The organism is Spelaeicoccus albus, assembly GCF_013409065.1.
Taxonomy (GTDB): Bacteria; Actinomycetota; Actinomycetes; order Actinomycetales; family Brevibacteriaceae; genus Spelaeicoccus; species Spelaeicoccus albus.
The window spans coordinates 2723871-2750846 of record NZ_JACBZP010000001.1 but is presented as its reverse complement, the minus strand read 5'-3'; the positions used below and the strand labels follow the sequence as shown (position 1 = coordinate 2750846).

Below are 26976 nucleotides of genomic sequence, written 5' to 3'. Positions count from 1 at the left end.
GGACCGGATCGTATGCAAAATTACCAGGTTCCGCCTACGGCGTGCCGACGACGATCTTCCCCCGTACGTGACTGGCTGCGCTGAGCCGGTGTGCTGCCGGCAGGTCCTCCAACGGAAACTTGGCGGCGATCTCGGTGCGGAAGCGCCCCTGGGCGGCGGCAATCACCTGGGGCTCGAAGGCTCCCGCGCGTCGGTCTTCGTCGGTGCCGGTGGTGACTGTGACGCCATGTCGCGCGGCGGCGAAGTCAGCGATCGTCACTACACGGTCGGTGGTTCCGCGCAACTCGAGAGCGGTCTCGGCGAAGCCGTGGCCGGCGACGTCGATGACAGCGTCGACCCCGGCGCACGCAAGACGTCGGACGCGTCCGAGGACGCCGCGTCCGTAGCTCGTCGGACGAGCGCCGAGCTGGCGCAGGTAGTCGTGGTTTCCCGGGCCCGCGATTCCCACCACGTGGGTGCCACCGTCGACCAGTGCCTGCACGAGGGCGCTGCCCACCGAGCCAGCTGCCCCGTTGACCACGACTGTCTCCCCGTCCTGCGGGCCGATGAAGCCGACCAGACGGCGAGACGTCGAGGCCGCAGTGGGGATCGTGGCGGCGTTCGTGAGCGCGAGTGTGTCGGGGACACGGCACGTCTGGTCGGCGGCGAGTACGGCGTACTCGGCGTAGCCGCCAGCTGTGGCCAGTCCGACGACGCGATCGCCAGGGACAAAGGTGTCGACACCGGTGCCGACTCGGTCGACCTCGCCGGCGATGTCGCTGCCCAGCACCAGCGGGAACGTCATCGGCATCGTCTCGGCGAGCTGGCCGGAGCGGATCTTGACGTCGAGCGGGTTCACTCCCGTCGAAGCGACGCGAACGCGGATCTCACCGGGGCCTGGCTCGAGGGCTTCGAGATCCTCGAGCGTGAAGCTGTCCGGTGCGCCGTAGGCATGCAGCACCTGTGCCCGCATCCTCATCGACCCCCTCCGCCGACGGCCGTCTCGAGCCGAGCGCGTCGTAGCGGCGCCGGGACGACGCCGTCGCGGACGAGCCTGTCTGCGGTATGGGCGGCCCGCTCTAGTAGGTCGGTGTCGTCACCGACGAGGACGCCCCCCTGCACTCGGGGCACGCCGCGCACGTAGACAGTGTCGACGTGGCTGCGGTCCATCTGCAGCACGACTGTGCTGTAGGGGTCATACACCGGTGCCGCGTCGGGGCGTTCGGCGTCCAGCACGACGAGGTCGGCCTCCTTGCCGGGGGTCAGTGACCCGGTCCGCCCGTCGAGACCGAGCGCGCGTGCTCCGTCGATCGTCGCCATCCGCAGCACCTCCCGCACCCCGAGGGTCGGTCGGTCGGCCAGGGCAGCCGTGTGCTCGTGGTGTCGTCCCGACGCGAGGGCGGCGCGCATCTGGGTGAACATGTCTCCGGGCATAGTGACCTCAACGTCGCTGCTGAGGCTGACCAACAGGTCCGGGTGACGGGTCGCGGGCCCGATCACAGGAAAACCGTGACCCATCACCATCTCGATCGCCGGCGCGATCGAGATATTGCCGCCACCGTCGGCGATGACGCGAAGCTCCTCGTCGTCGAGCCCGTTGCCGTGGATGAAGGTGGTGCCGGGCACGAGCGCCCCGAGGTCGGCGAGGTGGCGCGCGGAAAGCCGTTCGGAGAAGTGTCGGGCGATGCGCAGGTCCAGCTCTCGTGCCAGGGCGGCGTTGTGCTGCTCGCTGACGTCGTCGCCACCCTCTGCGTCCAGGGCCATCGTGACCAGGTCCACCGAGCGCGGCAGCAGGCGGCTGCGCACCCGCCGGACGTCGTCGGGGAGGCTCGCCCCGGTGCTCGTCATCGTCGGGAAGCTCAGCCCGTACGCGAGGACAGCGCGTAGCCCCGAGTCCTGGAGGGCCGAGACGATGGCGTCGGTGTGGGCCGGGGAGTCTTGGATGTTGGAAATGTCCTGGATCGTGGTGACGCCAGCCGCGAGACCCGCTCGTGCGCTGAGCAGCTCACCGTCGTGGAGCTCGTCGGGAGTCAGTGCGGGTCCGGCCACCCCGAGCACGTGGCTCATGTAGTCGCCGAAGGTGTGGTCGGGGGCGTAGCCGCGCAGGATCGCCTCCCACATGTGCCGGTGGGTGTCGATGAAGCCCGGGACGACGATCGAGCCGCTGGCGTCGACCACCTTGGCGTCGGCTGGTGCGTCGAGGTCGGTGCCCACCGCCGCGATCACGCCCCCCTCGATGAGCAGGTCGCCGCTGGGGAGGTCCCCGATGACACGGTCCATCGAGAGGATGGTGGCGTTACGGATGACGGTGGCGTGCTGGTTGGACATGGTCGGCTCCTTCTGTGGTGAGTGGCGAGTGGTGAGGACGGGTCACGTGGTCGAGTTGGGTGTAGCTGTGCCGGTGGTCACCCACGAGCAGGGCGACGAGCCCCGCGCCGAGCGCCAGCATGGCACCGCCGACCAGGAAGGCGATGGTGAAGCCGTGCAAGTCTCCACCCACGCCGGACGCCTGAGCCGACGACGCGGTTGCCGCCACGCTGGAGAACAGAGCGATGCCGAGCGAGCCGCCGACCTGCTGCGCGGCGTTGACCAGGCCGGACGCTGAGCCGGCGTCTGTGGGACCTACACCAGTCGTGGCGAGGTTAAGTGAAGTGGAGATCGCGGTCCCCATGCCGAGGCCGAAGAGCACCAGGGGGCCGAGCACGCCGGCCGCGTAGGACTCACCGGCATCGAGCCGGGAGAGCCATCCCAGCGCGCCGGCGTCGGCCAGCAGCCCGGCGACGAGCAGGGTGCGGGCCCCGAGACGATGGAGGAGAATGGCGGGCACGACGTTCGCCGTGGTGACGATGCTGACGGTGAGGGGCAGCGTGGCCACCCCGGCCAGCAGCGGCGACAGCCCGAAGGTCTGCTGCAGGATGTACGCCACGAACAGGCTGAGGGTGAACATCCCCAGGCTGACAAGGGCCACGGCGAGGAAGCCGGCGCCTCGAGCACGGTCCGCGACCACCCGCAGCGGCAGGATCGGGTGCGATGCCCGGTTCTCGACCCGGACGAAGAGGCCCAGCACGGCGACCCCGGTGAGCAGCAACACCCCGGTTGCGGGCGCTGAAGCACCAGCGGTCTCGACGGAGCTGAGACCGGCGACGACGGCGAGGATCCCGAGCGACCCGAGCACGGCGCCGCGCACGTCGAGCCTGCCCGGGGAGTGCTCCGTGGCTCGTGGCACGACGGCGACCGTCCCGGCGAGGGCGACGGCGGCAAACACCACGTTCACGAACAGGCACCAGCGCCAGCCGACGAGCTGTGTAAGGGCACCACCGACCAAAAGGCCGACGGCCGCTCCCGAGCCGGAGAGGGCCGAGAAGACGCCGAAGGCCCGAACACGCTCTCGTCCCTCGGGGAAGGTGTCGGTCAGCAGCGAGAGGGCGGCGGGCGCCAGCAGGGCAGCGAACACGCCTTGGAGAGCTCGCGCCGCGAGCAGGACGACGATGTCGGGGGCGAGACCACCAGCCCCCGAAGCGGCGGCGAACCCGACGAGACCGGTGACCAGTGCCCTGCGCCTGCCCAGCAGGTCGCTTAGCCGACCGCCCAGCAGTAGGAGGCTGCCAAAAGCCAAGGCGTACGCGGTGACGACCCACGCCCGAGCCGTGTCTCCGAAGCCCAGGTCCCTCTGTACGGTCGGAAGGGCGATATTGACGATCGAGTTGTCCAGCACCACCATCAGCTGCGCCGTGCCCAGCACTGCCAGCACCCATCCGCCGTGCGCGACCCGGCTGGTCCGACCACCTGCTTGCCCTCTCGGCGGTGCGGTGACTCTGTCTTCGTGCTCACGATGCAGGCTCACCGTCGTCCCCTTCCTTCGGTGCGAGTCGACTTGACTAAGTCAAGCGTCGTGGAGAGCACCGGACTGCGCCAGCATCTGCCGCGGATATGATCGAATCCGACACTGATATCGTTCTGGTGGTGGATACTGACACGGTAGATCTCTTGGACCGGCGCCTCCTGCACGCTCTGAGGATCGACGGACGAGCCTCCTGGAACCGGCTCGGACAGGTTCTCGGCAGCTCCGACCGCACCGTCGCCCGACGGTGGGCCCGGCTCCGCGCTTCCGGCCTGGCTCGAGTCGTCGGGGCGACCGACCCGCAGGTTCTCGCGGAGACCCAGTGGCACCTACGGGTCCGGGTCGCCCCGGGCAAGGTGGTCGCCATCGGAGAGGCCCTGGCCCGCCGACCGGACACGTCCTGGGTGCGGATCGTGTCCGGAGGAGCCGAGATCGTGTGGGCGGTGCGTGCGCACACCGCCGCGGATGCCGACCAGCTGATGCTCGACACCTTACCCCGCAGCAGCGTCCGGGAGGTGACCGCGCAGAGTCAGATCCACGTCTACGCCGAGGGAGCGGCCCGCCTGCTCCAGCAGCTGGCCCCGCTCACCGATGACGAGCTCGCGGCCCTCAGCCCTGTTGCCGAGTCCAGCCCGTTGCCGCCGGAGCCACCTCCCACACCAGGTCCCGTGACCGAGCTCGACGAGGTCGACCGACGTCTGCTCGCTGCACTACAGACCGACGGGCGCGCCAGCGTGGCGCGACTGGCAGCGATCTCCGGCGCGGCGGCCAGTACCGTGCGTCGACGGGTCGACCAGCTCCGTCGCGACGGTGTGCTCACCCTGCACGTCGAGATCGACCCTGGAGCCCTGGGTCGGCACGTGCTCACCCTGCTGTGGATTCGGACAGCCCCTGCAGACCTGGAAAGAACCGGGATGGCCCTCGCCGATCACCCCGAGATCGGCTTCGCCGCCGCGACGACAGGACGGACCAGTCTCTACGCGAGCGTCTTCACCCGTGACACGGCTGCCCTGTACGACTACCTCACGCACCGTCTCGCCGAGCTCCCGGCCGTCGTCGATGTCGAGTCAACCTCCGTCCTGCGCAGCCTGAAAGGTGAGGCAGGTCCACGAGACCCACTGCCCACGCGCAAGCGGTCATGAGCTTGCGATCCGACGGCGACCCCGAAGATCTACGCTCCAAGTTCTTGAACCAGTCACCGCGGCTCACGACCCAACGGCCGCTATTACTCCCAGCACGACGCCTCACGTGGAGACTGGAGCATTGACAATGGGCTACCCAACCTCGGTGACCGTCGACCGGTCAATCGCCATTCGATTGGCGCGCGACTCTGATGCCGAGATGATTAGTAGCTGGACTCGAGCGCCAGAGGTATCTCGATTCTGGAGTGGGCGCGAACTGCCTCTAGATGTACTGACCAGTGAGGTTGGTTAAGCGGCTGATGGGTGGCTGGTTCCCGATCGCGGTGTGGGCCTGTGGACTCTTCTATGAAGCTTCTATATCTGTCAACTCGATTGTGGTGTTGCTGCGGCTGCATTGAGTTGCCGGTAAATGCTTCGGGCTAGGTACCGTTTAAGGACACGACGGATCTCGCGGTCTGATTTGTCTTCTCGGCGTCGTCTTTGCGCGTAGTCACGGGTCGTGGGGTCGTGGACCATGCGGACCATTGCCATGACGTTGAGTGCGCGGTTGAGTTTGCGGTCTCCGCCTCGATTGAGTCGGTATCGTATGGTTTTACCAGACGAGGCTGGTATGGGGCTGGCACCGGCGATGGCAGCGTATGCGGCTTCGCTTTTGATTCGGCCCGGGTGTGACCACGCGACGAGGGTGGTCGCGGCGGTGACCGGGCCGATCCCTGTGTAGTTGACGAGGCCGGCGGCTGGACTATCAGCGACGAGGTCTCGAATTCGTGCGTCGTTGGTCTTCAGATCACCGTCGCAGTCGAAGATCCGTTTGGCCAGGCGGATTGCTTCAGCGCGGGCCGTGGCGATTGCGATGTCGTCGCGCTGCCGGGCGCGCCAGCCGGCGATCTCGGCGATGGTTTGGTGGTTGAGTGCGCGCCTTGCGTCGATGCCAAGGTCGGTGGTGCGGGCTAGAGCGGTGAGCGCGTTGATCGCGCGCGTACGTTCGCGGCCGATCTCATCGCGTGCGGTCAGCAGAACCTGCAGGGCGGCACGGTTACCTTCATCGAGTCGAGGCTCGCGCAGTCGGGCCTCTGGCAGCGGCAGCACGGCTACGGCGATCCGGGCAGCATCGACGGGATCGGACTTACCGATGCCGCGTCGGCTGCGGTTACTCATGCGAGCGGCTTCGACGACGCGGTAACCGGTGTCCGCAACGGTTCGGGCTAGTCCAGCACCGTAACTGCCGATTCCCTCGATGACCCAAAGGGCCGCCATGTCGCCGCCGGTGCGGCGTGCGGCCCAGGCGATCGCCCTGTTCATCCCAGCCGTAGTGGTCGGGAATGTCTGAGCGTCCACGTGCTGGTTGTCAGCAGTGATGATGGCGTAGGTGTGGGTGGCGGCGTGGGTGTCGACGCCGATGACGTACGAGTACGTCTGTGCGACTATCGTGTCCATAGTGATCTGATTCCCTTCCATACGACGGACCGTTTCTGGTCACTATCGGCCGGCAGCCGGGCTCGGAGGGATTCACTTCAGGGCAAAACTGTGATGAGTCACGACTGTGTATGCGTCGGACATGCTTCTGATCAAGCCACTGAAATGGACCGGGCTGGCGTCGGCCGCCCCGTCGTAGTCGGACAGTTCATAGGAAAGGCACCCAGAGGGGCCAGTTTTGTCATGAGTCACGGCCGCGACGACGCGTCCAACAACCTACCCGGCCAGCCGGTCCCGGACCAGCCACCAATAAGACTCACAGTCTGTCAAGCCGCGTTCATTATCTCGGCTGAGCCGTTGAGCGTCCTGTAGATACGGCGGGCCAGATAGCGCTTGATGCAACGGCGGATTTCCTTATCGGTACGACCTTCTGATCGTCGCCTTTCCACGTATACGCGGGTTTCGGCATCGTGGGTCATCCGCGTCACCGCAGCCATGTGGAGCGCGCTGTTCAATCTCCTGTCGCCGCCTCGATTCAGCCGATGCCTGACCGTGTTCCCCGACGACGCCGGGATTGGATTCACCCCAGCCAGAGAGGCGAACGCCGCCTCGTTGCGAACCCTGCCTTCGTGCGACCAGGCGGTCAGACATGTCGCCACGTTAATCGCACCGAACCCCTTCTCTTTTAGCCCTGATCCGGCGACGAGTGGGGCGGTGTTGGGGCTGGATAAAGTGGAAGTGCCCCGGCTACTCACTAGGAACACCTTTCGCGTCACCACACCGATCTCTGAGACCCTCCTCGTGAAAAACCGAGGCTAACGCTCATAAGCAACTCACCGGAGACACACTCACCATCGCTAGCCGTGAAGGCCTCGTATACCTCGAAAGCTCCGGCACCAAGTACGCCATGCGGATGCCTGGGGTGGACCCTGTGGGCTGCCCAGTCCACAGGGTCCACCCCACTGTTCGGAATCGAGCTTGGCCGGGTCTGCTGGCCGTTTAGTTGAGTCCCGGGGTTTATACCACCAGAGCGACGGCATCCACGACAATGGTCTCGAGTGCCACGGGGCAGGGCTGGAACTGTGGGTATTGGACTGTGTCAGCCGACTGTGGCTCGGGCAATGAGCAGTCCGATAACATCGGTAATCGCCATCTCGATGCGACCGTAGACCCGTGGGGTCAGCAGGGTTGTGCCGTCGAAGTCACTTGAGGAGGCGAAGACGGCGACCGGCAGGGTCAACGCTTGGAAGAACCCGAACAGCGGGCGCAGCGCGTGCTCAAGAACTAGTGCATGGTGCTCACCTCCCCCGGTGGCGGCGAGGAGCACGGGTTTGTTCGCGAGCGCGTATTGGTCGACCAGGTCGAAGAAGTGTTTGAACTGCCCTGTGTAGGACCCGCGGAACACTGGAGTGGCGGCGATCAGCAGATCAGCCTGCTCAACCTGTCGTAGAGTGTCCTCGATCTCGGGTGCGATTACCTCGCGCTCGTGGGCGCCGGTGAAAGCGGGGCCGAGGCGATAGACATCAACACGGGTCTGCTCGATTGTGATGTCTTCGTCTGCGAGCATGCCGGCAAGGGTCTGCAGCACTACGTCGACCAGCCCCATGGTCTTGGATTTCTCGCTGGGGCTGCCGTTGACCACGGCTATGCGCAGTGCACGTCGAGGTATCGCCCCACCCGGACCGCCGGTTGAGGTCGCCGGCGCGCTGTCGAGCTTGGTCGTCATACCAGATCCCCCTTCCGTGCCGCGACTTCCTGGCGAACGACCGGGGCGACCTCGGTGCCGAGCAGCTCGATCGCCTCCAGCACCTCGCTCTGTGGCATGCCGCCGAAGCCGATCTGAATCATGGATCGATCTATTCCGTAGATTTCATGGTACGCGAGCAGTTTGTCGATCACCTCCTGGGGGCTGCCGACGACGAGGCCGGCGGCCGGGGAGGTCTGCGCGTCGAATGCCGTCCTCGGCATGGTGAAGCCGCGGCCGCGCTGGTGGTTGTTGTCCTTCATCCCCTGGGCGAAGTACGGGTACATGACATCCCGTGCGCCCTGGCTGGTGCGGCCGACGTAGCCGTGCAGGTTGATGCTCGTGCGCAGCGTCGCCGGGTCGTGGCCTGCCTGCGCGGCGGCCTGCCAGTACAGCTCGATGGCCTGCTTATGGAGTGTGATCGGGCCAAGCAGCAGAGCGAGCGCCATCGGCAGGCCGAGTCGCCCGGTACTGATCGCCGAGGCCTGAGTGCCGCCGACGCCGACCCAGATCGGTAGCAGGTCCTGGACGGCACGCGGTCCGATGTCGGCGTTGTCGAGGTCGGGTCGAAATCTGCCCCGCCACGTGATCGGGTTTCGTGCGCGGATCTGGAGCAGGAGATCGAGCTTCTCCCGGAAGAGGTCGGCGTAGTCGGCCAGGTCGTAGCCGAACAGGGGGAACGACTCTGTGTAGGAGCCGCGTCCGGCGATGATCTCGGCGCGGCCGCCGGAGAACTGGTCGAGCGTGGCGAACTGCTCCCATACCCGGACTGGATCGTCGGAGCCGAGCACCGTGACGGAGCTGGTCAGACGGATCTTCTCGGTCGCCTCGGCCGCCGCGGCCAGAACCATCGGCGGGGCGGACCCGACGAAGTCGGTGCGGTGGTGCTCACCCACGGCGAAGAGGTCGAGGCCGACCTGGTCTGCTACCCGAGCCTGTTCGATCGTGTCGCGGGACCGCTGGTGGCCAGTCGGCATTCTGCCGGTGACGGGGTCAGCGGTGATCTCGACGAACGTCATGTGTCCGATCTCGAACGCGGACCGCTTCGTGGAATCGGTCGCGTGGTCGACGCGGGTCGTGTCGGTGTCATTCATGCTTTGTCTCTTTCATCTGGGGCCCGGAGCCGATGGGCGGTTGTCGACGCCCATCGGCTCCGGGTGCTAGGTGGTGGGGACGACCGCTTGGCCGAGATCAGACCTCAGTGTCAGGGAGGCCCCAGAGATCGCGGGTGAGGGCGAAGCCGGCAGGGTCGATGTAGGCGCCGTCGTGCGCGATGCGGCTGTGTGCGTGGCCGAGCGTGTGTACCGAGAACGCCGCCTGGACCGCGTTCCACTGCCCCTGAATGTCCAGCGTTTGGTTCACGGACTTCTTGGCCATCCGGAGGCCGAAAGCGGGACGGGCTGCGATGCGCGCGGCGAGGGTGAGTGTAGCGGACTCCAGTTCATCGCGCGTAACGACGCGAGTCACCATGCCGATCTCCTTCGCTTCCGTCGCCGTCATGGCCTCCCCGGTGAAGAGGAGTTCCTTGGCCCTGCGGGCGCCGAACTCCCACGGATGCATGAAAAACTCGACGTGGCTGATGCCGAACCCGGTCACTGGGTCTGCGAAGGTCGTGTCCTCGCTAGCCACGATCAGGTCGGCAGGCCACATCGTCATCATGCCGCCCGCGAAGACCCGTCCCTGGACCGCGGCAATGACTGGCTTGGGGAAGTTGCGCCAGCGCCAGTGCAGCTCGAGGAAGACCTCCGTCTCCCACGCCAGGTCGCCCGCTACCCCGTCGCGTCCGAATCCGCCTTCCAGCGTGACCTGATCCATGCCTTCAGTGCTGAACAACGCTTCGACGTCGTGGCCGAGCGAGAAATCGTCGCCTTCCGCAGCGATCACGAACACGGCGACCGAGTCGTCGGCCGCTGCCCGCTTGTATGCCGCGTCAAGTTGATAGAAGAGCCGCACGTCCTGCAGGTTCCCGTTCTCCGAACGTGTCAGCGTCGCCCGAGCCACCCCTGGCGTCGGCTCGTCATACCTCACACGATCGCCGATCGGTGCGGATTCAGGTCGTTCGTTGTCGGACATTTTGTTCTCCCTCTTCGAGCTCAAGACGACTCCTTTTGACGCCGTCCTTCAAAGTAACGTTGCCTGCGCAGACAGATATTCCCATCTGTCTGTGCAGACATCTGTCGAGGTAGACTCGGACCATGGTTACACCGCGGTTGACTGAGCTGGAGAACGAGGCATGGCAGGGCTTTCTCTACACCCACGACCGCGTCTGGCGAGAAGTTGAGGGTGGGCTGGCTCCATTGGGCGTCAGCATGGCGGAGTACGGCGTCATGGCTTTGCTCGGTCTGGCCGGACGTGACGGTATGCGCATGTCTGAGCTCGCCAGGCAGCGCCTCATGTCCTCCGGTGGCTTCACCCGCCTGGCGGAAAGGCTCGAGCGCCGAGGCCTCATCAAACGCAATCAGACTGTAGAAGACAAGCGTGGTTTCGTTGCTGTGCTGACTCCAGAGGGCCGGACTGTCCTGCGCAAGGCATGGCGACAGCAACATGCGGACCTGCGTCGCCTCTTCTTTGACCGGCTCGACGATGACGACCTACAGGACCTAGCGCGTATCTGGGCCAGACTCCGCCCCGACGAGGACTCGCCGAGCTCCTGAGACCTTCACAGCCCGCGAATGCCGTGTCTGCAGTCTGGGCCAAGTACAGGGTCTGTCTCCTCGTTCAGGGCATCGAACGCGGTGCCCGGGGTGCGGCTCTGCCATGTCGGTGTGGCCGGCCCCGACTCGAGCACAAGGATTTGACGAGACTCGTCTGCTGAGAGTCGAGAGGCCACCACCGACCCAGCACTACCGGCGCCGACCACGATGACGTCGACCTCAGCCGGCCGGTCGGCGGTGAGAAGGTTGCTCCATGGTTCGCTGATGATGATCTCCAGGTTTGAAAGGGACATGGCACGGAGTGAGAACGTTGAGTGGGTGAGCGGATGAGAGTTCGCAGCCTGGGTTCGGAGTCACGATCGCCCCTCGGGCGCTATGTTCCCTTGAGGGCTTTGCGTGACTGATGGCCGGCGAACGCCATTCTTTTCCAAGATCGGCAGGACTTCGTCAATGAAGCGGGGCACCCCGGCCTCGTAGTTCATCATGGTCAGCGCGACACCGTCGATTCCTGCCGCACTTAGCTGCGCCAACGCTTCGGAGATGCGTTCTGCTGTTCCGATGAGCGGATAACCGGCCATGGTCGAGGCCACCGCACCTGCAAGTTGGCGGTGCTGCTCGGGCGGCATGCGGGTGCCGCCCATGGTCCAATCGATCGCGTTCCGCACTGCGACCTCGTCGGCGTCGATCCCCGACCATCGCCGGACGAGGTCGTGGGCTTCTTGCTCGGTGTCTGCACAGACTACGGATGCGGCAACCCATACCGAATGTTCGCGCCCGAAGCCGGTGGCCATCTCGCGGATGTTGCGGACCTTTGCGGCGGCGTCGGATGCGTCGAATGCCGACACGAACGACAGGTCGGCATAGCGGGCGGCAAACCGGTGCCCCCGGTCTGAAAAGGCGGCATTCATGATCGGTGGGTGTGGATGCTGGACTGGTCCTGGCCTGCTGTAGCCGGCTGCCACACTCAGCCAGTGACCCTCATAGTCGAAGTCGTCTCCATCCGCCCACAGGCGTAGCACGATCTCGAGCCACTCCTCGCTGTAGCTGTACCGGTCGTCGTGACCGAGGGTCTCTACCCCGAACATGGCCAGCTCTTTGGCGAACCAGCCCGCAACGACGTTCAGTCCAATGCGGCCCCCGGAGATGGCATCAATGGTGGCGATCTGCTTGGCGGCCATGACCGGGGACACCGTCAAGCAATGCGACGTGGCGAACAAAGTGATCCGACTGGTCAGCGCGGCCAGGGCCGCAGACCAGGTGTAGGGGTCAAAGCTCTGGCCCCACGGGTTGGTACGACCCTCAAAACCACGCCAACGGGAAAACGGGATGACGGCCTCGAAGCCTGCGTTCTCCGCCTGCTGGACAACTCGGACGTTTTGGTCCCAGTCGATCTCGTGCCGTTCGGCAGCGGCGGTCACCGCGCCGGCCGAGCTGACGTTCAGTCCGAACACGCCGAGTTTAAGGCCGGTATCGGCGAACAGAGGGCCGGCGGTGGTTCGCGGCACTGCGGGTTCGTGTGTCATCGAGACTCCTACGAAAGGTTGATGGTGTGTCGCTCGATTTCGTTGATTTACTTGGTCAGCATCCGGTTGGTCGGTTGCGTCGACGCCGACGAGATCTCGACGTTCCGGGGATCCCGGACAGTCGCCTCGATGATCGAGAACGCAGTACTCGTGGCGACAATTCGATCAAGAGTGATGCCGGCACAATCCAGCAGCGCGACGTAATCGGCCGCGGATCGTTCCTGCCCTGTCACGACGCCGAGCATGGTCAGGTCAATCATCTTCGACAGGTGCGGGTCGCTGTTGTCCGGGACAACCGTCTCCACGATGAGCAATCGCGCGCCCGGCCCCCCGGCCTCAGCGACCGACTGCAGGATGCGTGCGCAGGAGTCGTCGTCCCAGTCGTGCAGGATGTAGCTGAGCAGGTAGATCTGCGCCGTCGGAACTTGGGAGAAAAAGTCACCGGCGACGACCTCGATCCGGTCCTGGTATCCGTGCGCGGCGACGCTACGGACGGTGTCCGCTCGTACGGACGGCAGGTCGAAGGCGATGCCCCGCAGCTCACGGTCCTTCTCGAGCAGATCGATGAGGACGCTGCCGTCGGCCGCGCCGATGTCGGCAACAACGTCCCCGGCCGGTGGCTGGTATCCGTCGAACATGCCCTTCCGCAGGACTTCGGTGATGGCGCGCATCGCACCGCTGAACTGCTCGGTCCGGTGTGCGTCCTCGGCCGCCCAGTCGAAGAACGGCTTTCCGTAGAATTTGTCCGCACCCGGTTCGCCGGTGCGCAGCGTGTGCAGCAGTTCACTGAACGGGCCGTAGTGCGTCTCCATCCACATGCAGGCCAGACCATACAACGACTCTGGTTCAGTCCGTGACAGCGTTGCGCCAAGCGGGGAAAGAGAAACCGTCTCGTTGTCCATCGTGAACAGGCCCAATGACGTCAGGGTCCGGATCAGTCGCCGCAACTGTGGCTCTTGGGCGCCGCAGCAGCCGGCAAGGTCCCGGACCGTCATGGGGCCGTCGCCGAGTACGGTGGGGACGTCGAGTTTCGCGGCCACATACACGGCCTGCGAGACCTGGAACCCACCGATCATCTGCATCATCACGTCGGCCGGGCTGGGACTAGTCACGATTCTTGTCTCCGATCCTGGACGGTATTCCGGCTCTTCGGCTTTAACCGGGCATCTTGGTTGATGTTGCTGTTGCGGCCCGGTGTTTCCCGGTGCAGCGGCAGCGTACTCGGCGGCGTTGGTTGGTGGGGTTCCGGAAGCCGCAGGCGACGCGTTTGACGTCTTTGATGAGCCGGTTGTTGCCTTCGGTGCCGGCGTTGGTGATGCCAGTGTGGAGGAATGCCTCGATCGGTGACCACCGCAGGGGATCGGCAAAGTCGGTTTCATGTGGCCAGGATGAGGTCAGCGGGCCGACTGGAGTTGCGGGCGTGATGTCATAGCCCGGCCGCGATGCTGGTCCAACCAGCCAGTCGCAATAGGCTGATCGTCATGTTCCGGATCGTGGCCATGACTTGACAGACCGTGTCGTGGCAGCGTAATCGAGTGACGGAAAAACAGTCGGTAAAGTGGTCACCGAACGGGTGCTCCTTCGACTTGGCAAGACTGTGACCTAAACAATCACTATTGTTCCCAGGTCAGGAGCACCCTTTCACGTCACCACGCGCATCCCAGCCCGCTCCGGATGAAAAATCGAGGATAGTCGTTCCTTCTCATCACATCGCGGCCGGGCTGAAGCCTTTGGCCAGCGCGGCGGCCATATCGACCGCACGGTTTGCCTGGTAACGCGCTGCCTCCAAGTCAATCTCGCCGGGGAAGTCGCCTCCGCCAGACACATGCGACGCGCCGTACGGATTGCCGGACTGGAACGTGATCGGGTCGGTGAATCCGGGAGGAACGACGATGCCACCCCAGTGGTACATGGTCGTGTACAACGAAAGCAACGTGGACTCCTGGCCACCGTGGAGCGTCTGGCTCGACGTGAACGCCGAGTACACCTTGTCGGCCAGCTTGCCCGCAGCCCATACCGGACCGGTGAGATCGAGGAACTGCTGGAACTGCGAGGGAACATTGCCGTAGCGTGTCGGCGCACCGAAGATCACCACATCCGCCCACACCAAGTCCTCCACCTCGGCGGTCGGGACGTCGGTGGTGGCTTCCACGTGGGCGCTCCATGCGTCGCTGGCAGAAATAGCCGCTTCTGGCGCCAACTCTCGGACCTTGCGCAGTCTTGTTTCAGCGCCGGCTTTCTCCGCGCCTTCAATCGCGGCCTCGGCCAACCGGTGGACATTCCCCGTGGAACTGTAGTAGATGACGGCGGTCTTGGGTTGATACATACGTCTCCGTTCCTAATCTTCCTGCGCGCCAAGGTTCGACTAAGGCGAGCACACTGAGTTGATACATCACCAGGCTAGAAGTGTTGAGATGATGTGTCAACTCAATCGTCCGGAGTCACGGTGGATGCAGTGCGGACGGGCCGGTATGGCACGCCACAGTCGATGCCGCATTGCCGCGCTACTGGCCCGTGTCGAGATTTCGCAGAATGCTGTTCGCTGTCTCTGCGAACTGCTCCAGATCCGCTGGAGAGACGGGGTTTACGAATAGCTGGCGCACCGCGCCGGCGTGGCCCGGCGCCGCCTCCCGAATGACCGCGAACCCGTGCGCGGTGATCGCCGCCTCAATGCCACGTGAGCCGCGCCGCTCCCGGTCGACGAGGTCACGTTTCGCCATGCGCGTGAGTTGGTGATGCAGTCGGCTCTTTTCCCAGCGGACTTCTCGGCAGAGCTCGTAGAGGCGCAGTCGCCCGCCCGGAGCTTCCGAGAGCACAGAGAGCACGCTGTAGTCGGCCAGCGAGAGACCGCTGTCAGCCTGGAGTTGCTGCTCCAGCCGGCTGCGCAACGCCTCCAGCATTCGGATCGATATCTGCCACGCTGCTCGCTCACGTTCGGTGAGCTCGTCGTTTCCCATGTCTCTTATCCTAACCATCCAGTTGACACATCCTCCCTGATCTCGAATGGCGCCTTATGGCCTTTCGTGGCCGAAAATGCTTTCCATTAGATAAATTGAGTTGATATATCCTCTCCATGCTGCTACACCAGATGAGGTATCAACCCGGACGGCGCTTTGGCGTTCACGGCTCTGTTCCGGAGGGCGAAATGACCAACAGTAATCTGCCGGAGCCGATGAAGCTCGGCGACCGTGTGACCTATGACGTACCGATCGAGGGGATCGCCCGCGCGACGCTAACTCGATCCGAGGCGGGCAACCTGGTGGACGTCCAGCTTTTCTATCAACTCGACGACGCGTACAAGCGCGCTGCCGCGGACGACGGCATCTTTGTATTCGTGATCGCCGCGGAGGGCCAGGACCTCTCGCTCGGGCACGACGTCGAAGCCCTCTTCAGCACAGACGGGATGGACCAGGTAACGCTGGAGGGTGGCTTTGGTCGCGAAGGTGTCGAGCGCGACATGGCTTGGGGAACCGAAGTCTTCCTGGAACTGCACTGGCGCTGGCGCAACTTCCCCAAACCAACCATCGCCGCCGTCCAGGGAAAGGTGTTCGCGGGCGGCATGATGATCGCATGGCCCGCAGATCTGATCGTGGCAAGCGACGACGCGCTGTTCGCCGACCCGGTCACGGCGTTCGGCGTGAGCGCCGTCGAGCTGTTCATGCACCCATGGGAGTTCGGCGCCCGCCGCACCAAGGAACTGTTGTTCACTGGTGAGCCGCTTACTGCAGGGGAGGCCAAACAGGTGGGCATGGTCAGCCGGATCGCCTCCCGAGCCGACCTTGAGGCGACGACGCTGGCCCTGGCCGAGCGGATCGCGGCCCGCCCACGTTCCGACACGAAACTTTTGGTCCCGTTGGCTTTGCCGCCTTCAGCCCCGAACACAGCTGACACCAGGGAGACGAAGACAAGTGCAGTGCCCAACCGCCACGCCCACCCGTTGTACGACGCCACCACCGGCCCACAACCTGACGCCCAACAGACGTTGATCAGTCGTGAGGGGACTGTCAAGTTTTCGGTGTATCTCGGGTTAGTGGCTGTGGGCGGACAGCCGGCCATTGAATGTGATGTCGAACGCGTTAAGCGCGCCTTTCCATCGTTGGGTCCACCGGGCTCTGCCCTTCCCTGTGGGGTCGAGTGCCATCACTGCGAGGTAGACGCATTTGAGTGCGGCCTGTTCGGTCGGGAAGTGCCCGCGGGCGCGCACGGCCTTACGGATCCGCGCGTTCACGGACTCGATCGCGTTCGTGGTGCACACGATCCGACGAATCTCCCGGTCGAACTGCAGGAACGGGACGAACTCGGCCCACGCGTTCTCCCACAGCTTGACGACCGCGGGGTACTTGGTGCCCCATTCCTCGGCGAACTCGAGGAAGCGTTCCTCTGCCTCGTCGACGGTCACAGCCTGGTAGACAGGCTTCAGTGCCCGGCTGATCGCATCCCAGTCCTGGCGGGCGGAGTACTTGAAGCTGTTCCGCATCAGATGCACGATGCAGGTCTGTACGATCGTGTCTGCCCAGACCGTGTTCACCGAATCAGGCAGGCCTTTGAGCCCGTCGCAGACAACCATGAGGACGTCTTGGACGCCCCGGTTCTTGATCTCGGTGAGGACCTGCAGCCAGTATTTCGCGCCCTCGCCACCGTCGCCGGCCCACAGCCCGAGGATGTCCCGGTTCCCCTCAGCGGTGACGGCGAGAGCGACGTAGATGGGCCGATTCGCGACCTGCCCGTCTCGGATTTGCACGTGGATCGCGTCGATGAACACTACCGGGTATACCGGGTCCAGGGGACGGTTCTGCCACTCCGACATGCCATCGAGGACCTTGTCGGTGATCGTGGAGATCGTCGTCTTCGACACCTCCGACCCATACACATCGGCCAGGTGCGCGGCGATGTCTCCGCGCGTCATTCCCCGCGCCGATAACGACAACACGACGTCCTCGATCGACCCCAAACGGCGCTGCCGCTTCGCGACAGTCACCGGGTCGAACGCGCCGATACGGTCTCGCGGCACCTCGATCTCGATCGGCCCCGCCTTGGTCAGCACCGTCTTGGGCCGTGCCCCATTTCGAGCGTTACCCACCTCGGCCCGCTCGTGTTTCTCGTAGCCCAGGTGCGCGGTCAGTTCACCTTCGAGCGCCGACTCGACCACCAATTTCGTGAGCAGCGCGAGCAGCCCACCCTCCCCGTCGATCGCGACACCCTGCGCCCGCGCCTCTCCAACGAGCTGCGCGACCAGCGACTGATCCACGACCGGCGATATGTCCGTTGTCGGCACCTGCACCTCTTCCACTGGGGCCTCAACGGCCGACTCAACCTGTGTACTCATCATGTTCCTCCAGAATCGGAGTTACACCGTTGAACGTACAGTCCCGTCGTGAGAACGGAAGTTGGTTATTGCAGGCCGTATGTGGACGGTGATGGTTGTAGTAGTGCAGCCAGCCGTCCAGCTCCCCTCGGCGCTCAGCCTCACTGGTGTAGCACCGGGCGTAGGCCCAGCCATCAGCCAGGGTGCGGTGGAACCTCTCGACCTTGCCGTTGGTTTGCGGCCGATACGGGCGCGTGCGTTTGTGCTTGATGCCGAGCTCGGCGCAGGTGTCCCGCCACAGGTGTGAGCGGTAGGCACCGCCGTTGTCGGACAGGACTCGCTCGATAACGATGCCGCGCTGATTGAACCACTCGACCGCCCGGAAAAGGACAGCAGTGGCGGTGAGGGCTGTTTCGTCGTCGTGGATCTCGGCGTAGGCGACGCGGGAGTTGTCGTCGATGACTGTGTGGACGAAGGCCTTGCCCATCAACGGATTGTGGTGCGCGTTCCTGGGCTTGTCTTGGGTGGCTGCTCGGTTCTTCTCGCCCTGTTGGCGCCCGACGTAACGCCAGCTTCCGCCGTCCGGGATGTTGCCGAGTTTCTTCACATCGACGTGCAACATCGCGCCGGGGTGGTCGTGCTCGTAGCGTCGAATCGGCTCCCCTGTGGCTCGGTCGATGTGCGACAGCCGGTTCAACCGCACGCTGCTGAGGATGCGATGAACCGTCGACGGAGCGAGGCCCAGTCGGCAGGCCAGCTGCACCGGCCCTTCCCGTAGGCGTAGGCGCAGGCTGATACATCGTCGTGGGGTCTTGATGCTGCTCTTGTTCGGCGAGTAGTGCGGGCGCGACGAGCGGTCTTGCATCGGTTCACCTGCCCGAAAGCGATCAGCCCAGCGTTTGACGGTGGGCAAAGAGACCTGGAAACGAGCGGCGACCTCGCTGATCGGCCAGCCATCATCGACGACGAGTTGGGCAACTTTCAGGCGGTGGCGCGGGGTCAGCGCGGCGTTGGGGTGCACCCCGATTAGTCGGTCCCGGGATTGCCGACGCAGAAGTAGTTGCCCTCCGGATCGGTCATGACGGTCCAGGTCAGACCCGGGATGCTACGGGTTTCGTGTTCGGTGGCACCCAGCGCGCAGAGCTGATGAACACGGACTTCACGGTCGGCCCCACCCCCATCGAAATGGATACGGTACTTGCCGGGCGTTGGGTCGGGGACGCGCTGGAATCCGAGCGTCGGGACGGAGCCGACCATGACGAAGTCGCCGTAGTCGGCTACTACGGGGCAACCGGTCGCCTGGGACCAGAAAGCGGTGAGGCGGGAGGGATCGTGGCAGTCGATGGTGATCATGCGGATGCTGAAGATAGTTGTCATGAGAGCGTCTCCTTAAGGTGGCGTGAATCGGAAGTTCGTGTGGCCATCAACAGCAGAGTGTGGATGGACTCGGCTACCTGCCGGGGTGATATGGCGAGAGCGTTCTCACCGATGGTGGTTTCAAACCAGGACCACTGGGGGTGGGGGCTGGTCCGCATGCGCGGCGTGAGCCCGAGGTCGCGCTGGTTCACCAAGCGTGCATGGGTGTTATCTGTCGCGTTATTTGACGATGGCGGCGTCGCGTTGATTGCCGGTGTCGGGTGCGTGAAAACGCCCCGTCAGAGTGTCCTGGCGGGGCGTTTGTCGTCGTGGTGACGTGTTGGTCGTCATGGTGACGTGGACATGTTATTCACTGTTTTCGGTGATGGCGGATTGTGCTGCGGTCTGGTCGACGATGGCTTTTCCGGCCGCGTAGGTCGCGATCAGGGAGGCGACGGCGAGGTTGTTGATCGCTCGTGGGTGTCCGCGGGAGGCGTGGTGGATCGTGGTGATCGCGTCGTCGGAGAATAGCGTGTCGGTCCTGCCGGCGTATTTCAGGTGCGCGTGGATGTAGCTGTTGGTGTCGGCTGGATTCATGCCGGTGATCGAGTATCGGGTTGAGATCCTCTGGTCGAGGGCGGCCAGCACTGCGAGTTTCAGCCTGCGTCGTAGGGTGGGTTGGCCGATGAGGAGGAGCGCGAAGTGGCTGTTGGTGTCCATGTCGGTGTTGGTGAGCATGCGCAGGGCTTCGAGTTCGGTGTTGGCCAGGAGGTGGGCTTCGTCGATGACGATGACCGGTAGCCGGGCTCGTTCGTCGAGTTCTCCGGCTAGCAGTGAGGCGGCTTGGGTGGCCAGGACGCCGGAGTAGAACGCGGGAGTTCCGCCGAGCGCGGTGACGATCTGGGTGTAGATGCCGCGTAGGCCGATGGTGGGGTCGGGAATGTAGATGATCTGATGCCGGGCTGGTTCGAGCGCGTCGAGTGCTGCGCGGGCGGCGACGGTTTTGCCGGCGCCGACTTCGCCGGTGATGACGCCGAGTTGGTGTTGGTCGACGCACCATTCGATTCGTGCGATCGCTTCCCGGTGTGAGGGGTGGGCGTGCAGGGCCTGGCTGGGAATGTTGCGGTTGAAGGGCATCCGGGTGAATCCGTAGTGGGTTTGCAAGCGGTCGATACTCAACGGTTTTCCTCTTTCGTCGCTAGTTCATCGGTGGTGGTGGCTTGTCCGACAGCTGGCGCGGTATCGGCGGCTGGCTCGGTGTTGTCGATGGCATGGTGGTAGTGGATCGGGGCCGCGGTGATCGTGTCCTTGTGGCGGGTTTCGACCATGCGAAGGTAGTCGATCCCGGAGGTGACGTTGACCGCGCCGGTATCGGCGTCTGCTGCGGCGCGGGCGGCTTTGTGGTGGACGTGGCGGCGGATTTCACTGAGCACGGCTTCGCCGGCGGGCACGCCGACTGCTTGCACGGCGATGGGCCCGGTCAAGTCGAACGGGTCGTAGGTCAGTTCGATGCGTTGACCGACGAGGAGAGGGTCGACTTGATACGTGTTTGATTGCAGCGACACGGTCGCGGATTTCGTCACGGTGCGTGTTGCCGACCAGCGGAACGCTTCGACGATGACGTCTGGGTGGCGCCGGTCGGGTTGGCGGTGTGTCCAGCCGGCCGTCCACCGGTCGATCGGGGTTTGTCCGGTCGTCGAGTGGATGCTCTGGTGGTAGACGACTTCGACCCAGGACATGAAAAGCGCGTTGAGTTCGTCGATCGACGAGACGGTAGTGCCCGACAATGAAGGAGTACTGCCAGTGCCGGCTGGGGTGATGTCGTCGGTCTTGTTCGCGCCGGTCGGGGTAATTTCGGTGAGGAATTGCGAGGTGACGGTATTGAAGAACCGTTCAATCTTCCCGCGTCCTTGGGGTCGATAAGGCTTGGAGTGCGTCAGGCGGATACCGAGCCGGGCACACGTGCGTGCGAGGGATTCATCGGCAAAAGCAGAACCGTTATCAACGTAGACAGTGCCGGGGATTCCGCGGGATTGCAGGGCCGGGCGTAGGGCCGCGGACAGGCGTACGGAGTCTTCCGCGAAGGCCCAGCGGCCGGTGACGATCAGGCGGGAATGGTCGTCGAGGAACGCGAATAGGTATGTTTTCCGGCCGCCGATACGTGGCCCGTGGAGGCCGTCGCCGACCCAGAGCTCGTTCGGGTAGTCGGCTTCGAACCGGCCGAATACTTCCCGGGTGCCGGTTGGAATGTCGAGGGTGCGGAAGTGCCGTAGCAGGGTCGATTCGCTGGGCGCATCGCCGAGCGTGTCGGCCATGATCCGGCGGATCTGGGCGGCGGTGCGGGCGGGTCGTTCACGTTTTAGCGTCGCGGCCAGGGCCAGCACGCTGGCCGGGGTGACTGGTACTTGCGCGCGGGGTTTGGGTTTGAGCGCGTCGAACCCGCCGATCCGCCATAACCGGACGTGTCTTTCGACACGCGGACCTGTTCGCCGAACGGGCCAGCGTGTGTTTGCTCGGCGAGGGCACGGACCATTGGGCCGCGTTGACGCGTGGTGACGTGTTCGTCGGCGGCGTCGCGGATGAGGTGGTAGCGAAATAGCGCGGTCTTTTCTGCCCGGTCTTTCCGGGCAGCATATTCACGTGAATCAGCCATAGAGCGCTCCTTTAAATTCCATACGGGAGAGGTGAAAACGCCGGCCGATTCGTATCCGGGCCGGCGCTTACACCAGGCTGCCCGCCGGCCCACTGGTTGTGGAAGAGCCTGTTCGTGTTGGCGGTCGGGTCCAGAACCCGGCCGTGAAGAGCCGGCCGTGGCAAGCGGCGATTCCCGCCCGGATCCACGTCAGCGTGCCGACGCCGAAACGATCACCGAGCCCGGCCGCGTATCCCATCAACGCCGATAAGGCTGCGCCGGCCGGCGACGATGCCGGGGCCGGCCAGATACCAGCGGCGTCCGGGGAATGCCGGACGATCAGACGAGTGAATCGGTCCGTGATCGCATCAGCGCACGCCGTAAAAGCGCGTAGCCAGCCACGAACAGTCGACGCGGGACGACCGATAGTTGCAGCGATTCGCCGGTGGCCGTGTGCGTGGATGATCTTGTTTTCGATCGCGGACGCGATGACTGCGGCGCTATCAGCCCGCCGGGCGGCCAGTGAGACGGTTAAGAGGACGTGAGTTGCCAGGCAACCGGCACACCGTGCCCGACGCGGACGCACCCGCCGGTTGCCCGCGCGTGCGCGGATTATCCGGGCCCGTGCCCACCCCCAACCACGGAGCCTGCCACCACACCCCGGACACGGTAGACGGCCGTGTTCTAGATCGCGTTCGACAGTCTTCAGATCGTGATTTACCGTAAGCAACAGCGCGGCCTTTTCGCGTTAGAGCGGCCCACAGCGTGGACTTTCCACAGACACACGCCGGGCCGCTCGCCTATATCGTCATCGTCAATCTGATGCCGCCGACGGCCACAAATCAACCCCTACACGCGAAAACCATCACCGGCATCAATCACGACGCCACCACCGGCACACAACCTGACGCCCAACACCCGGGCCGAGTCCCGCAGACAACGCCTCCTGAAAGACGCCCAGCTGCCGGCCCGTAAGAGCCTGGACGGCTACGACTGGACCACGGTGAAATTCCCCGACGACTACGGCCGCGGAGCCCTCACTACGCTGGACTTCATCGACCAGGCCCAAGACCTCGTCCTCTACGGCGACGTCGGCACCGGCAAAACACACCTCGCCACCGCCCTTGCCGCCACCGCGTGCCGGCAGGGCATCCCGGCACGATTTTTCACAACCTCGTCACTCGTGGCCCGGCTACGCCGGGCCAAGGACGACGACCGGCTCGACAAGGAACTCGCCGCACTGGCACGCAACCAGCTCCTCGTTATCGATGAATTCGGATACCTGCCGATCGATACCGAAGGAGCCAGGCTCCTATTCCAGATCATCGCCGACAGTTACGAAAAACGCAGCTTGATTATCACCACGAACCTCGAGTTCTCCCGGTGGGGAACCGTGTTCGGCGATGACAACATGGCCGCGGCCATCATCGACCGTATCGTCCATCACGGCAGACTCTTACAGTTCCGCGGCCAGTCATACCGAGTCAACCACGCCCTCATGAAATGAAACCCCACAACCCACCGAGCCGGACCGCACCGCGCCCGGCGCGAAGGAAGGACCCCCAATGGACGATGCCGCCCGTCGATGGCACCCATACGCACGCAGCCGCGACGAAGACCTCGACATCCTCGCCCACGGCGGTGAAACCGGCTGGTGGGACCACACCGGCCGCCCCGCACCCTGGCCCAAGGACTTCCTCGACCCCGACGCAGGATGGACCACCAGCGCCAGCATCGACAACCACCAAGCCGCCAACAACCCCGAGCCCAAAAACCCGCCAACCTAGCCCAACTGCTCAAACGGCAGGAAAACCCGCCACACTGGCCGGAAAATTAGCGCTCTTTTGGCCGGAAAAAAGTTGACAAAACTGTGAGTCTTATTGGTGGCTGGTCCGGGACCGGCTGGCCGGGTAGGTTGTTGGACGCGTCGTCGCGGCCGTGACTCATGACAAAACTGGCCCCTCTGGGTGCCTTTCCTATGAACTGTCCGACTACGACGGGGCGGCCGACGCCAGCCCGGTCCATTTCAGTGGCTTGATCAGAAGCATGTCCGACGCATACACAGTCGTGACTCATCACAGTTTTGCCCTGAAGTGAATCCCTCCGAGCCCGGCTGCCGGCCGATAGTGACCAGAAACGGTCCGTCGTATGGAAGGGAATCAGATCACTATGGACACGATAGTCGCACAGACGTACTCGTACGTCATCGGCGTCGACACCCACGCCGCCACCCACACCTACGCCATCATCACTGCTGACAACCAGCACGTGGACGCTCAGACATTCCCGACCACTACGGCTGGGATGAACAGGGCGATCGCCTGGGCCGCACGCCGCACCGGCGGCGACATGGCGGCCCTTTGGGTCATCGAGGGAATCGGCAGTTACGGTGCTGGACTAGCCCGAACCGTTGCGGACACCGGTTACCGCGTCGTCGAAGCCGCTCGCATGAGTAACCGCAGCCGACGCGGCATCGGTAAGTCCGATCCCGTCGATGCTGCCCGGATCGCCGTAGCCGTGCTGCCGCTGCCAGAGGCCCGACTGCGCGAGCCTCGACTCGATGAAGGTAACCGTGCCGCCCTGCAGGTTCTGCTGACCGCACGCGATGAGATCGGCCGCGAACGTACGCGCGCGATCAACGCGCTCACCGCTCTAGCCCGCACCACCGACCTTGGCATCGACGCAAGGCGCGCACTCAACCACCAAACCATCGCCGAGATCGCCGGCTGGCGCGCCCGGCAGCGCGACGACATCGCAATCGCCACGGCCCGCGCTGAAGCAATCCGCCTGGCCAAACGGATCTTCGACTGCGACGGTGATCTGAAGACCAACGACGCACGAATTCGAGACCTCGTCGCTGATAGTCCAGCCGCCGGCCTCGTCAACTACACAGGGATCGGCCCGGTCACCGCCGCGACCACCCTCGTCGCGTGGTCACACCCGGGCCGAATCAAAAGCGAAGCCGCATACGCTGCCATCGCCGGTGCCAGCCCCATACCAGCCTCGTCTGGTAAAACCATACGATACCGACTCAATCGAGGCGGAGACCGCAAACTCAACCGCGCACTCAACGTCATGGCAATGGTCCGCATGGTCCACGACCCCACGACCCGTGACTACGCGCAAAGACGACGCCGAGAAGACAAATCAGACCGCGAGATCCGTCGTGTCCTTAAACGGTACCTAGCCCGAAGCATTTACCGGCAACTCAATGCAGCCGCAGCAACACCACAATCGAGTTGACAGATATAGAAGCTTCTGTGAAGCCGAGCGGGTGGTGCGCGACGCCACTGATGTTCTCGACTCTGCGACTACGATGGCAGACTATTTGGCGGGCCTCCGCGAGGGTCGGCCAGCGTAACTGGGCGTCGACGTTCAGGAAGGTAGACATGCGTCACCCGAAGATTCGCGAGCGTGTGGCAGCAAATATTCGTGCGCGACGCATCGAAGCCGGACTGTCGCAAGAACAGTTGGCAAAGCTCGCCGGTGTCGAGCGGAAGACGATTAACCGGACCGAAGCTATCCGAACCTCCCCGCGCATAGACGTGCTGGGAGCCATCGCCGAAGCGTTGAACTCGAGCGTCGAGGATCTAATCCGAGCAGATTAAAAGCGCAAGGCGACCTTGTAGCGAAACTGGTGACCGTCACGCACGTGTACGCAACAGATTACGGTCGTTGAAAGCGACTGAAAGCTATATGCCGACCTCGAATCAGGACCGGCGCATAGATCCCAGTATGCAGACATTACGAGAGTCCATGACCATCCACCCACTGCTGACTGTCGACGATCTTGCTGCCTACCTTTCGAAACCGAAAGCGACACTATACGCCTGGCGTACGCGCAAGCTCGGGCCCAAAGCTGTACGAGTTGGTGGCAACGTCCGCTACCGCTGGGAAGACGTTGAAGAGTGGATTGCAGAGCACGTCGAAGAATAGCCGTTCGCTCTTCCGAGAGTGAGTTGCGCGGCAGAATGCCCGGCGCGAACATTCACCGCTAGCCACCGTTGAAACGCCGCTCAATAGGAGGACGACTTTGCCTCGACCAACACTCGCCCCAGGGCACTGGGGAATCACTACAAAATTGCGCAACGATGGAAAGGCTCGCGCGCGAGTGCGCTATCGCGACTTATCCGGGGTGGTGCGACAGCTCGAAGCCGTCCGCCAGTCCCAAACGGCTGCCGTGCGCGCATTGACCGAAAAAGTCGAATCATTAGCTGGTTCGGCCGCAGGCCGTGAAGTTGCAGCCAACACTCGAATGACGACAGCCGTTGAGCAACTGCTTGATGCGGAGTCCGCCGACACGCGTATTCGACCGCAGACATTGGTGACATATAGACGCGTCGCGTACGAACACGTTATTCCGAAACTCGGCAAACTAACTATCGCCGAGTGCACGACAGGCCGCATAGAAACTTTCCTGCAGAACTTAGCGTCAACCCGACCCGGTCAGATGAAAACGGCGCGCACGCTACTCTCACTGTCCCTGGGACGGGCGGTCCGTCATGGCGTGATCGCGTTCAACCCGGTGCGCGAGGCTCGGATCCCTGTTCGGCAGAAGGAACACGTACGGGCGCTTACCGCAGTAGAGGTTGCGCGCATACGAGACGCGACGCGTGGACGGTGCGAAGCCCGCGCGATCTTGGGAGGGCCACTCGACTACTTTCCGATGGATGTCGTCGATCTAGCCTTAGCAACCGGAGCGCGTATGGGCGAACTACTCGGTATTCGTTGGAAAGACGTCAACCTCGACGCGGAGACGCCCACTGTGACGATCAGCGGAACGCTCATCTACGGTGAAAATGGCAGGCTGGCTCGGCAACCGTTCGGTAAAACCAGGAAGTCGCACCGAACTCTTCTTTTTCCGACCTTCGCAATTGACGTCTTGAATCGCGTCGTCAAACCGTGGTTGAGGACGACAGAGTGTCACGCCCGGTTATCGCATCGCGCAATGGCAACTTCATACCGCCCCAGAATTTCAATCGACTCTGGCGACAAATCCGGACAGCGGCCGGTTTTGATTGGGTGACCGGACATACTTTTCGAAAAACCGTTGCTACTGTGATCGAATCGAATACCGGCCTGCGCGATAGCTCCCTGCAGCTTGGCCATTCCAACGAAATGACTACAAGTACTTATTATGTGGCTCGGCCGGATATCGCCCCAGATAGCCGAGGGATCTTGCAAGGTTTCGTCGAACCGAGTCGATAGCTTGTGACTCGCGTGTAATCCCGGGTGCCGCTCGTGGGTGACCGGGTTTTTCCGTCAGCTTCGGGGACACGGCGAGGAACACCGCTCGTTTTGCACCTACACCCACTGACGACGGCCCGAACACGCCCAGCAAAGCTCATCCATCGGCAGCCGATCGCCCAGCGAACACACCCCAC

28 protein-coding genes and 2 pseudogenes are annotated in these 26976 nt (G+C 63.9%); 10 read left to right on the top strand and 20 right to left on the bottom strand.

What is annotated here, in order from left to right; translation table 11 throughout:
- Window positions 1-34: 34 nt before the first annotated feature.
- Genes BJY26_RS12780 through BJY26_RS12770 form a run of 3 tightly spaced genes read right to left on the bottom strand, consistent with a single transcriptional unit; the run spans window position 35 to window position 3823 of the window.
- Window positions 35-958, bottom strand: coding sequence for an NADP-dependent oxidoreductase (locus BJY26_RS12780; protein ID WP_179428627.1), 924 nt, complete (start codon window positions 956-958; stop codon window positions 35-37).
- Window positions 955-2307 carry an amidohydrolase family protein gene (locus BJY26_RS12775; RefSeq protein ID WP_179428626.1) on the bottom strand — a complete coding sequence of 451 codons (1353 nt, stop codon included), beginning with the start codon at window positions 2305-2307 and terminating at the stop codon, window positions 955-957. The genes BJY26_RS12780 and BJY26_RS12775 overlap by 4 nt, the downstream gene beginning before the upstream one ends.
- Window positions 2276-3823, bottom strand: coding sequence for an MFS transporter (locus BJY26_RS12770; protein ID WP_218852398.1), 1548 nt, complete (start codon window positions 3821-3823; stop codon window positions 2276-2278). Before BJY26_RS12770 ends, BJY26_RS12775 begins: the two co-directional genes overlap by 32 nt.
- A 143-nt stretch (window positions 3824-3966) precedes the next feature.
- On the opposite strand from BJY26_RS12770, the gene BJY26_RS12765 reads away from it, so the two are divergent.
- Complete coding sequence (locus BJY26_RS12765) at window positions 3967-4962, top strand: Lrp/AsnC family transcriptional regulator (RefSeq protein WP_218852396.1); 996 nt, start codon at window positions 3967-3969, stop codon at window positions 4960-4962.
- Between the two features lie 363 nt (window positions 4963-5325).
- Here BJY26_RS12765 and BJY26_RS12760 read toward each other — a convergent pair whose 3' ends face one another.
- From BJY26_RS12760 to BJY26_RS12740, 5 genes and pseudogenes are all read right to left on the bottom strand, one after another.
- Entirely contained in the window at window positions 5326-6420 is a 1095-nt protein-coding gene (locus BJY26_RS12760) for an IS110 family RNA-guided transposase (protein ID WP_179428610.1), read from the bottom strand.
- Window positions 6421-6704: 284 nt separating this feature from the next.
- Window positions 6705-7028, bottom strand: a pseudogene (locus BJY26_RS12755) (transposase); the annotation flags it as partial.
- 449 nt (window positions 7029-7477) lie between these two features.
- Window positions 7478-8104, bottom strand: a complete 627-nt coding sequence (locus BJY26_RS12750; protein ID WP_179428624.1) for an NAD(P)H-dependent oxidoreductase — start codon at window positions 8102-8104, stop codon at window positions 7478-7480.
- A complete protein-coding gene (locus BJY26_RS12745) occupies window positions 8101-9216 on the bottom strand; it encodes an LLM class flavin-dependent oxidoreductase (RefSeq protein WP_179428623.1) in 1116 nt (371 codons plus the stop codon). Before BJY26_RS12745 ends, BJY26_RS12750 begins: the two co-directional genes overlap by 4 nt.
- A gap of 97 nt (window positions 9217-9313) precedes the next feature.
- A complete protein-coding gene (locus tag BJY26_RS12740; RefSeq protein ID WP_179428622.1) occupies window positions 9314-10195 on the bottom strand; it encodes an enoyl-CoA hydratase in 882 nt (293 codons plus the stop codon).
- A 137-nt stretch (window positions 10196-10332) separates the two neighbouring features.
- Here BJY26_RS12740 and BJY26_RS12735 point away from each other — a divergent pair, with 137 nt between their 5' ends.
- The gene (locus BJY26_RS12735) at window positions 10333-10776 is read left to right on the top strand and encodes a MarR family winged helix-turn-helix transcriptional regulator (protein WP_179428621.1); all 444 of its coding nucleotides are present in this window, start codon (window positions 10333-10335) and stop codon (window positions 10774-10776) included.
- A gap of 353 nt (window positions 10777-11129) precedes the next feature.
- Here BJY26_RS12735 and BJY26_RS12725 read toward each other — a convergent pair whose 3' ends face one another.
- The 5 genes from BJY26_RS12725 to BJY26_RS12705 all read right to left on the bottom strand — a co-directional run bounded on the left by BJY26_RS12725 (window position 11130) and on the right by BJY26_RS12705 (window position 15256).
- The gene (locus BJY26_RS12725; protein WP_179428619.1) at window positions 11130-12299 is read right to left on the bottom strand and encodes an LLM class flavin-dependent oxidoreductase; all 1170 of its coding nucleotides are present in this window, start codon (window positions 12297-12299) and stop codon (window positions 11130-11132) included.
- A 47-nt stretch (window positions 12300-12346) separates the two neighbouring features.
- Window positions 12347-13411 carry a methyltransferase gene (locus BJY26_RS12720; protein WP_179428618.1) on the bottom strand — a complete coding sequence of 355 codons (1065 nt, stop codon included), beginning with the start codon at window positions 13409-13411 and terminating at the stop codon, window positions 12347-12349.
- A gap of 43 nt (window positions 13412-13454) precedes the next feature.
- Window positions 13455-13640: a transposase gene (locus BJY26_RS19140; RefSeq protein ID WP_425326673.1), complete on the bottom strand. Its 186-nt coding sequence runs from the start codon at window positions 13638-13640 to the stop codon at window positions 13455-13457.
- Window positions 13641-14004: 364 nt separating this feature from the next.
- A complete protein-coding gene (gene wrbA, locus BJY26_RS12710; RefSeq protein WP_179428617.1) occupies window positions 14005-14625 on the bottom strand; it encodes an NAD(P)H:quinone oxidoreductase in 621 nt (206 codons plus the stop codon).
- Between the two features lie 178 nt (window positions 14626-14803).
- Window positions 14804-15256 (bottom strand): MarR family winged helix-turn-helix transcriptional regulator, encoded by a 453-nt coding sequence (locus BJY26_RS12705; RefSeq protein WP_218852395.1) that lies wholly within the window; start codon window positions 15254-15256, stop codon window positions 14804-14806.
- A gap of 116 nt (window positions 15257-15372) precedes the next feature.
- Here BJY26_RS12705 and BJY26_RS19730 point away from each other — a divergent pair.
- A pseudogene (locus BJY26_RS19730) lies at window positions 15373-16086 on the top strand (enoyl-CoA hydratase-related protein); the annotation flags it as partial.
- Window positions 16087-16326: 240 nt separating this feature from the next.
- Here the strand turns inward: BJY26_RS19730 and BJY26_RS12695 are convergent.
- The 7 genes from BJY26_RS12695 to BJY26_RS19725 form a co-directional block, all read right to left on the bottom strand.
- On the bottom strand, window positions 16327-17625 hold the full coding sequence (locus tag BJY26_RS12695) for an IS256 family transposase (RefSeq protein WP_179428616.1): 1299 nt from the start codon (window positions 17623-17625) through the stop codon (window positions 16327-16329).
- Window positions 17609-18631 (bottom strand): IS481 family transposase, encoded by a 1023-nt coding sequence (locus tag BJY26_RS12690; RefSeq protein ID WP_372465398.1) that lies wholly within the window; start codon window positions 18629-18631, stop codon window positions 17609-17611. Before BJY26_RS12690 ends, BJY26_RS12695 begins: the two co-directional genes overlap by 17 nt.
- Window positions 18631-18981 carry a VOC family protein gene (locus BJY26_RS12685; RefSeq protein ID WP_179428615.1) on the bottom strand — a complete coding sequence of 117 codons (351 nt, stop codon included), beginning with the start codon at window positions 18979-18981 and terminating at the stop codon, window positions 18631-18633. The genes BJY26_RS12690 and BJY26_RS12685 overlap by 1 nt, the downstream gene beginning before the upstream one ends.
- 345 nt (window positions 18982-19326) lie before the next feature.
- On the bottom strand, window positions 19327-20139 hold the full coding sequence (locus BJY26_RS12680) for an ExeA family protein (protein WP_179428614.1): 813 nt from the start codon (window positions 20137-20139) through the stop codon (window positions 19327-19329).
- The gene (locus tag BJY26_RS12675) at window positions 20136-21275 is read right to left on the bottom strand and encodes a DDE-type integrase/transposase/recombinase (protein ID WP_179428613.1); all 1140 of its coding nucleotides are present in this window, start codon (window positions 21273-21275) and stop codon (window positions 20136-20138) included. Before BJY26_RS12675 ends, BJY26_RS12680 begins: the two co-directional genes overlap by 4 nt.
- 44 nt (window positions 21276-21319) lie before the next feature.
- Window positions 21320-21613 carry a hypothetical protein gene (locus BJY26_RS12670; protein ID WP_179428612.1) on the bottom strand — a complete coding sequence of 98 codons (294 nt, stop codon included), beginning with the start codon at window positions 21611-21613 and terminating at the stop codon, window positions 21320-21322.
- Window positions 21614-21680: 67 nt separating this feature from the next.
- Window positions 21681-22322 carry a DUF6431 domain-containing protein gene (locus BJY26_RS19725; RefSeq protein WP_372465397.1) on the bottom strand — a complete coding sequence of 214 codons (642 nt, stop codon included), beginning with the start codon at window positions 22320-22322 and terminating at the stop codon, window positions 21681-21683.
- A 111-nt stretch (window positions 22323-22433) separates the two neighbouring features.
- Here BJY26_RS19725 and istB point away from each other — a divergent pair, with 111 nt between their 5' ends.
- From istB to BJY26_RS19715, 7 genes are all read left to right on the top strand, one after another.
- Window positions 22434-23099 carry an IS21-like element helper ATPase IstB gene (istB, locus tag BJY26_RS12665; RefSeq protein WP_179429952.1) on the top strand — a complete coding sequence of 222 codons (666 nt, stop codon included), beginning with the start codon at window positions 22434-22436 and terminating at the stop codon, window positions 23097-23099.
- Between the two features lie 58 nt (window positions 23100-23157).
- Window positions 23158-23379 (top strand): hypothetical protein, encoded by a 222-nt coding sequence (locus BJY26_RS12660; RefSeq protein WP_179428611.1) that lies wholly within the window; start codon window positions 23158-23160, stop codon window positions 23377-23379.
- A gap of 361 nt (window positions 23380-23740) precedes the next feature.
- Window positions 23741-24835 carry an IS110 family RNA-guided transposase gene (locus BJY26_RS12655; protein ID WP_179428610.1) on the top strand — a complete coding sequence of 365 codons (1095 nt, stop codon included), beginning with the start codon at window positions 23741-23743 and terminating at the stop codon, window positions 24833-24835.
- Between the two features lie 146 nt (window positions 24836-24981).
- Window positions 24982-25200, top strand: coding sequence for a helix-turn-helix transcriptional regulator (locus BJY26_RS12650; RefSeq protein ID WP_179428609.1), 219 nt, complete (start codon window positions 24982-24984; stop codon window positions 25198-25200).
- 88 nt (window positions 25201-25288) lie between these two features.
- A complete protein-coding gene (locus tag BJY26_RS19720) occupies window positions 25289-25528 on the top strand; it encodes a helix-turn-helix transcriptional regulator (protein WP_425326672.1) in 240 nt (79 codons plus the stop codon).
- A 175-nt stretch (window positions 25529-25703) separates the two neighbouring features.
- The gene (locus BJY26_RS19130; protein WP_179428607.1) at window positions 25704-26618 is read left to right on the top strand and encodes a site-specific integrase; all 915 of its coding nucleotides are present in this window, start codon (window positions 25704-25706) and stop codon (window positions 26616-26618) included.
- A complete protein-coding gene (locus BJY26_RS19715; protein WP_179428606.1) occupies window positions 26513-26800 on the top strand; it encodes a tyrosine-type recombinase/integrase in 288 nt (95 codons plus the stop codon). The genes BJY26_RS19130 and BJY26_RS19715 overlap by 106 nt, the downstream gene beginning before the upstream one ends.
- Window positions 26801-26976 lie beyond the last annotated feature (176 nt).

Bases quoted from the DNA above. Each gene is read 5' to 3' on its own strand.
- BJY26_RS12780 (WP_179428627.1), bottom strand. From the start codon at position 958: ATGAGGATGCGGGCACAGGTGCTGCATGCCTACGGCGCACCGGACAGC.
- BJY26_RS12775 (WP_179428626.1), bottom strand. From the start codon at position 2,307: ATGTCCAACCAGCACGCCACCGTCATCCGTAACGCCACCATCCTCTCG.
- BJY26_RS12760 (WP_179428610.1), bottom strand. From the start codon at position 6,420: ATGGAAGGGAATCAGATCACTATGGACACGATAGTCGCACAGACGTAC.
- BJY26_RS12750 (WP_179428624.1), bottom strand. From the start codon at position 8,104: ATGACGACCAAGCTCGACAGCGCGCCGGCGACCTCAACCGGCGGTCCG.
- BJY26_RS12745 (WP_179428623.1), bottom strand. From the start codon at position 9,216: ATGAATGACACCGACACGACCCGCGTCGACCACGCGACCGATTCCACG.
- BJY26_RS12740 (WP_179428622.1), bottom strand. From the start codon at position 10,195: ATGTCCGACAACGAACGACCTGAATCCGCACCGATCGGCGATCGTGTG.
- BJY26_RS12725 (WP_179428619.1), bottom strand. From the start codon at position 12,299: ATGACACACGAACCCGCAGTGCCGCGAACCACCGCCGGCCCTCTGTTC.
- wrbA (WP_179428617.1), bottom strand. From the start codon at position 14,625: ATGTATCAACCCAAGACCGCCGTCATCTACTACAGTTCCACGGGGAAT.
- BJY26_RS12705 (WP_218852395.1), bottom strand. From the start codon at position 15,256: ATGGGAAACGACGAGCTCACCGAACGTGAGCGAGCAGCGTGGCAGATA.
- BJY26_RS12695 (WP_179428616.1), bottom strand. From the start codon at position 17,625: ATGAGTACACAGGTTGAGTCGGCCGTTGAGGCCCCAGTGGAAGAGGTG.
- BJY26_RS12685 (WP_179428615.1), bottom strand. From the start codon at position 18,981: ATGACAACTATCTTCAGCATCCGCATGATCACCATCGACTGCCACGAT.
- BJY26_RS12675 (WP_179428613.1), bottom strand. From the start codon at position 21,275: ATGGCCGACACGCTCGGCGATGCGCCCAGCGAATCGACCCTGCTACGG.
- BJY26_RS12670 (WP_179428612.1), bottom strand. From the start codon at position 21,613: ATGGCTGATTCACGTGAATATGCTGCCCGGAAAGACCGGGCAGAAAAG.
- BJY26_RS12660 (WP_179428611.1), top strand. From the start codon at position 23,158: ATGGACGATGCCGCCCGTCGATGGCACCCATACGCACGCAGCCGCGAC.
- BJY26_RS12655 (WP_179428610.1), top strand. From the start codon at position 23,741: ATGGAAGGGAATCAGATCACTATGGACACGATAGTCGCACAGACGTAC.
- BJY26_RS12650 (WP_179428609.1), top strand. From the start codon at position 24,982: ATGCGTCACCCGAAGATTCGCGAGCGTGTGGCAGCAAATATTCGTGCG.
- BJY26_RS19720 (WP_425326672.1), top strand. From the start codon at position 25,289: ATGCCGACCTCGAATCAGGACCGGCGCATAGATCCCAGTATGCAGACA.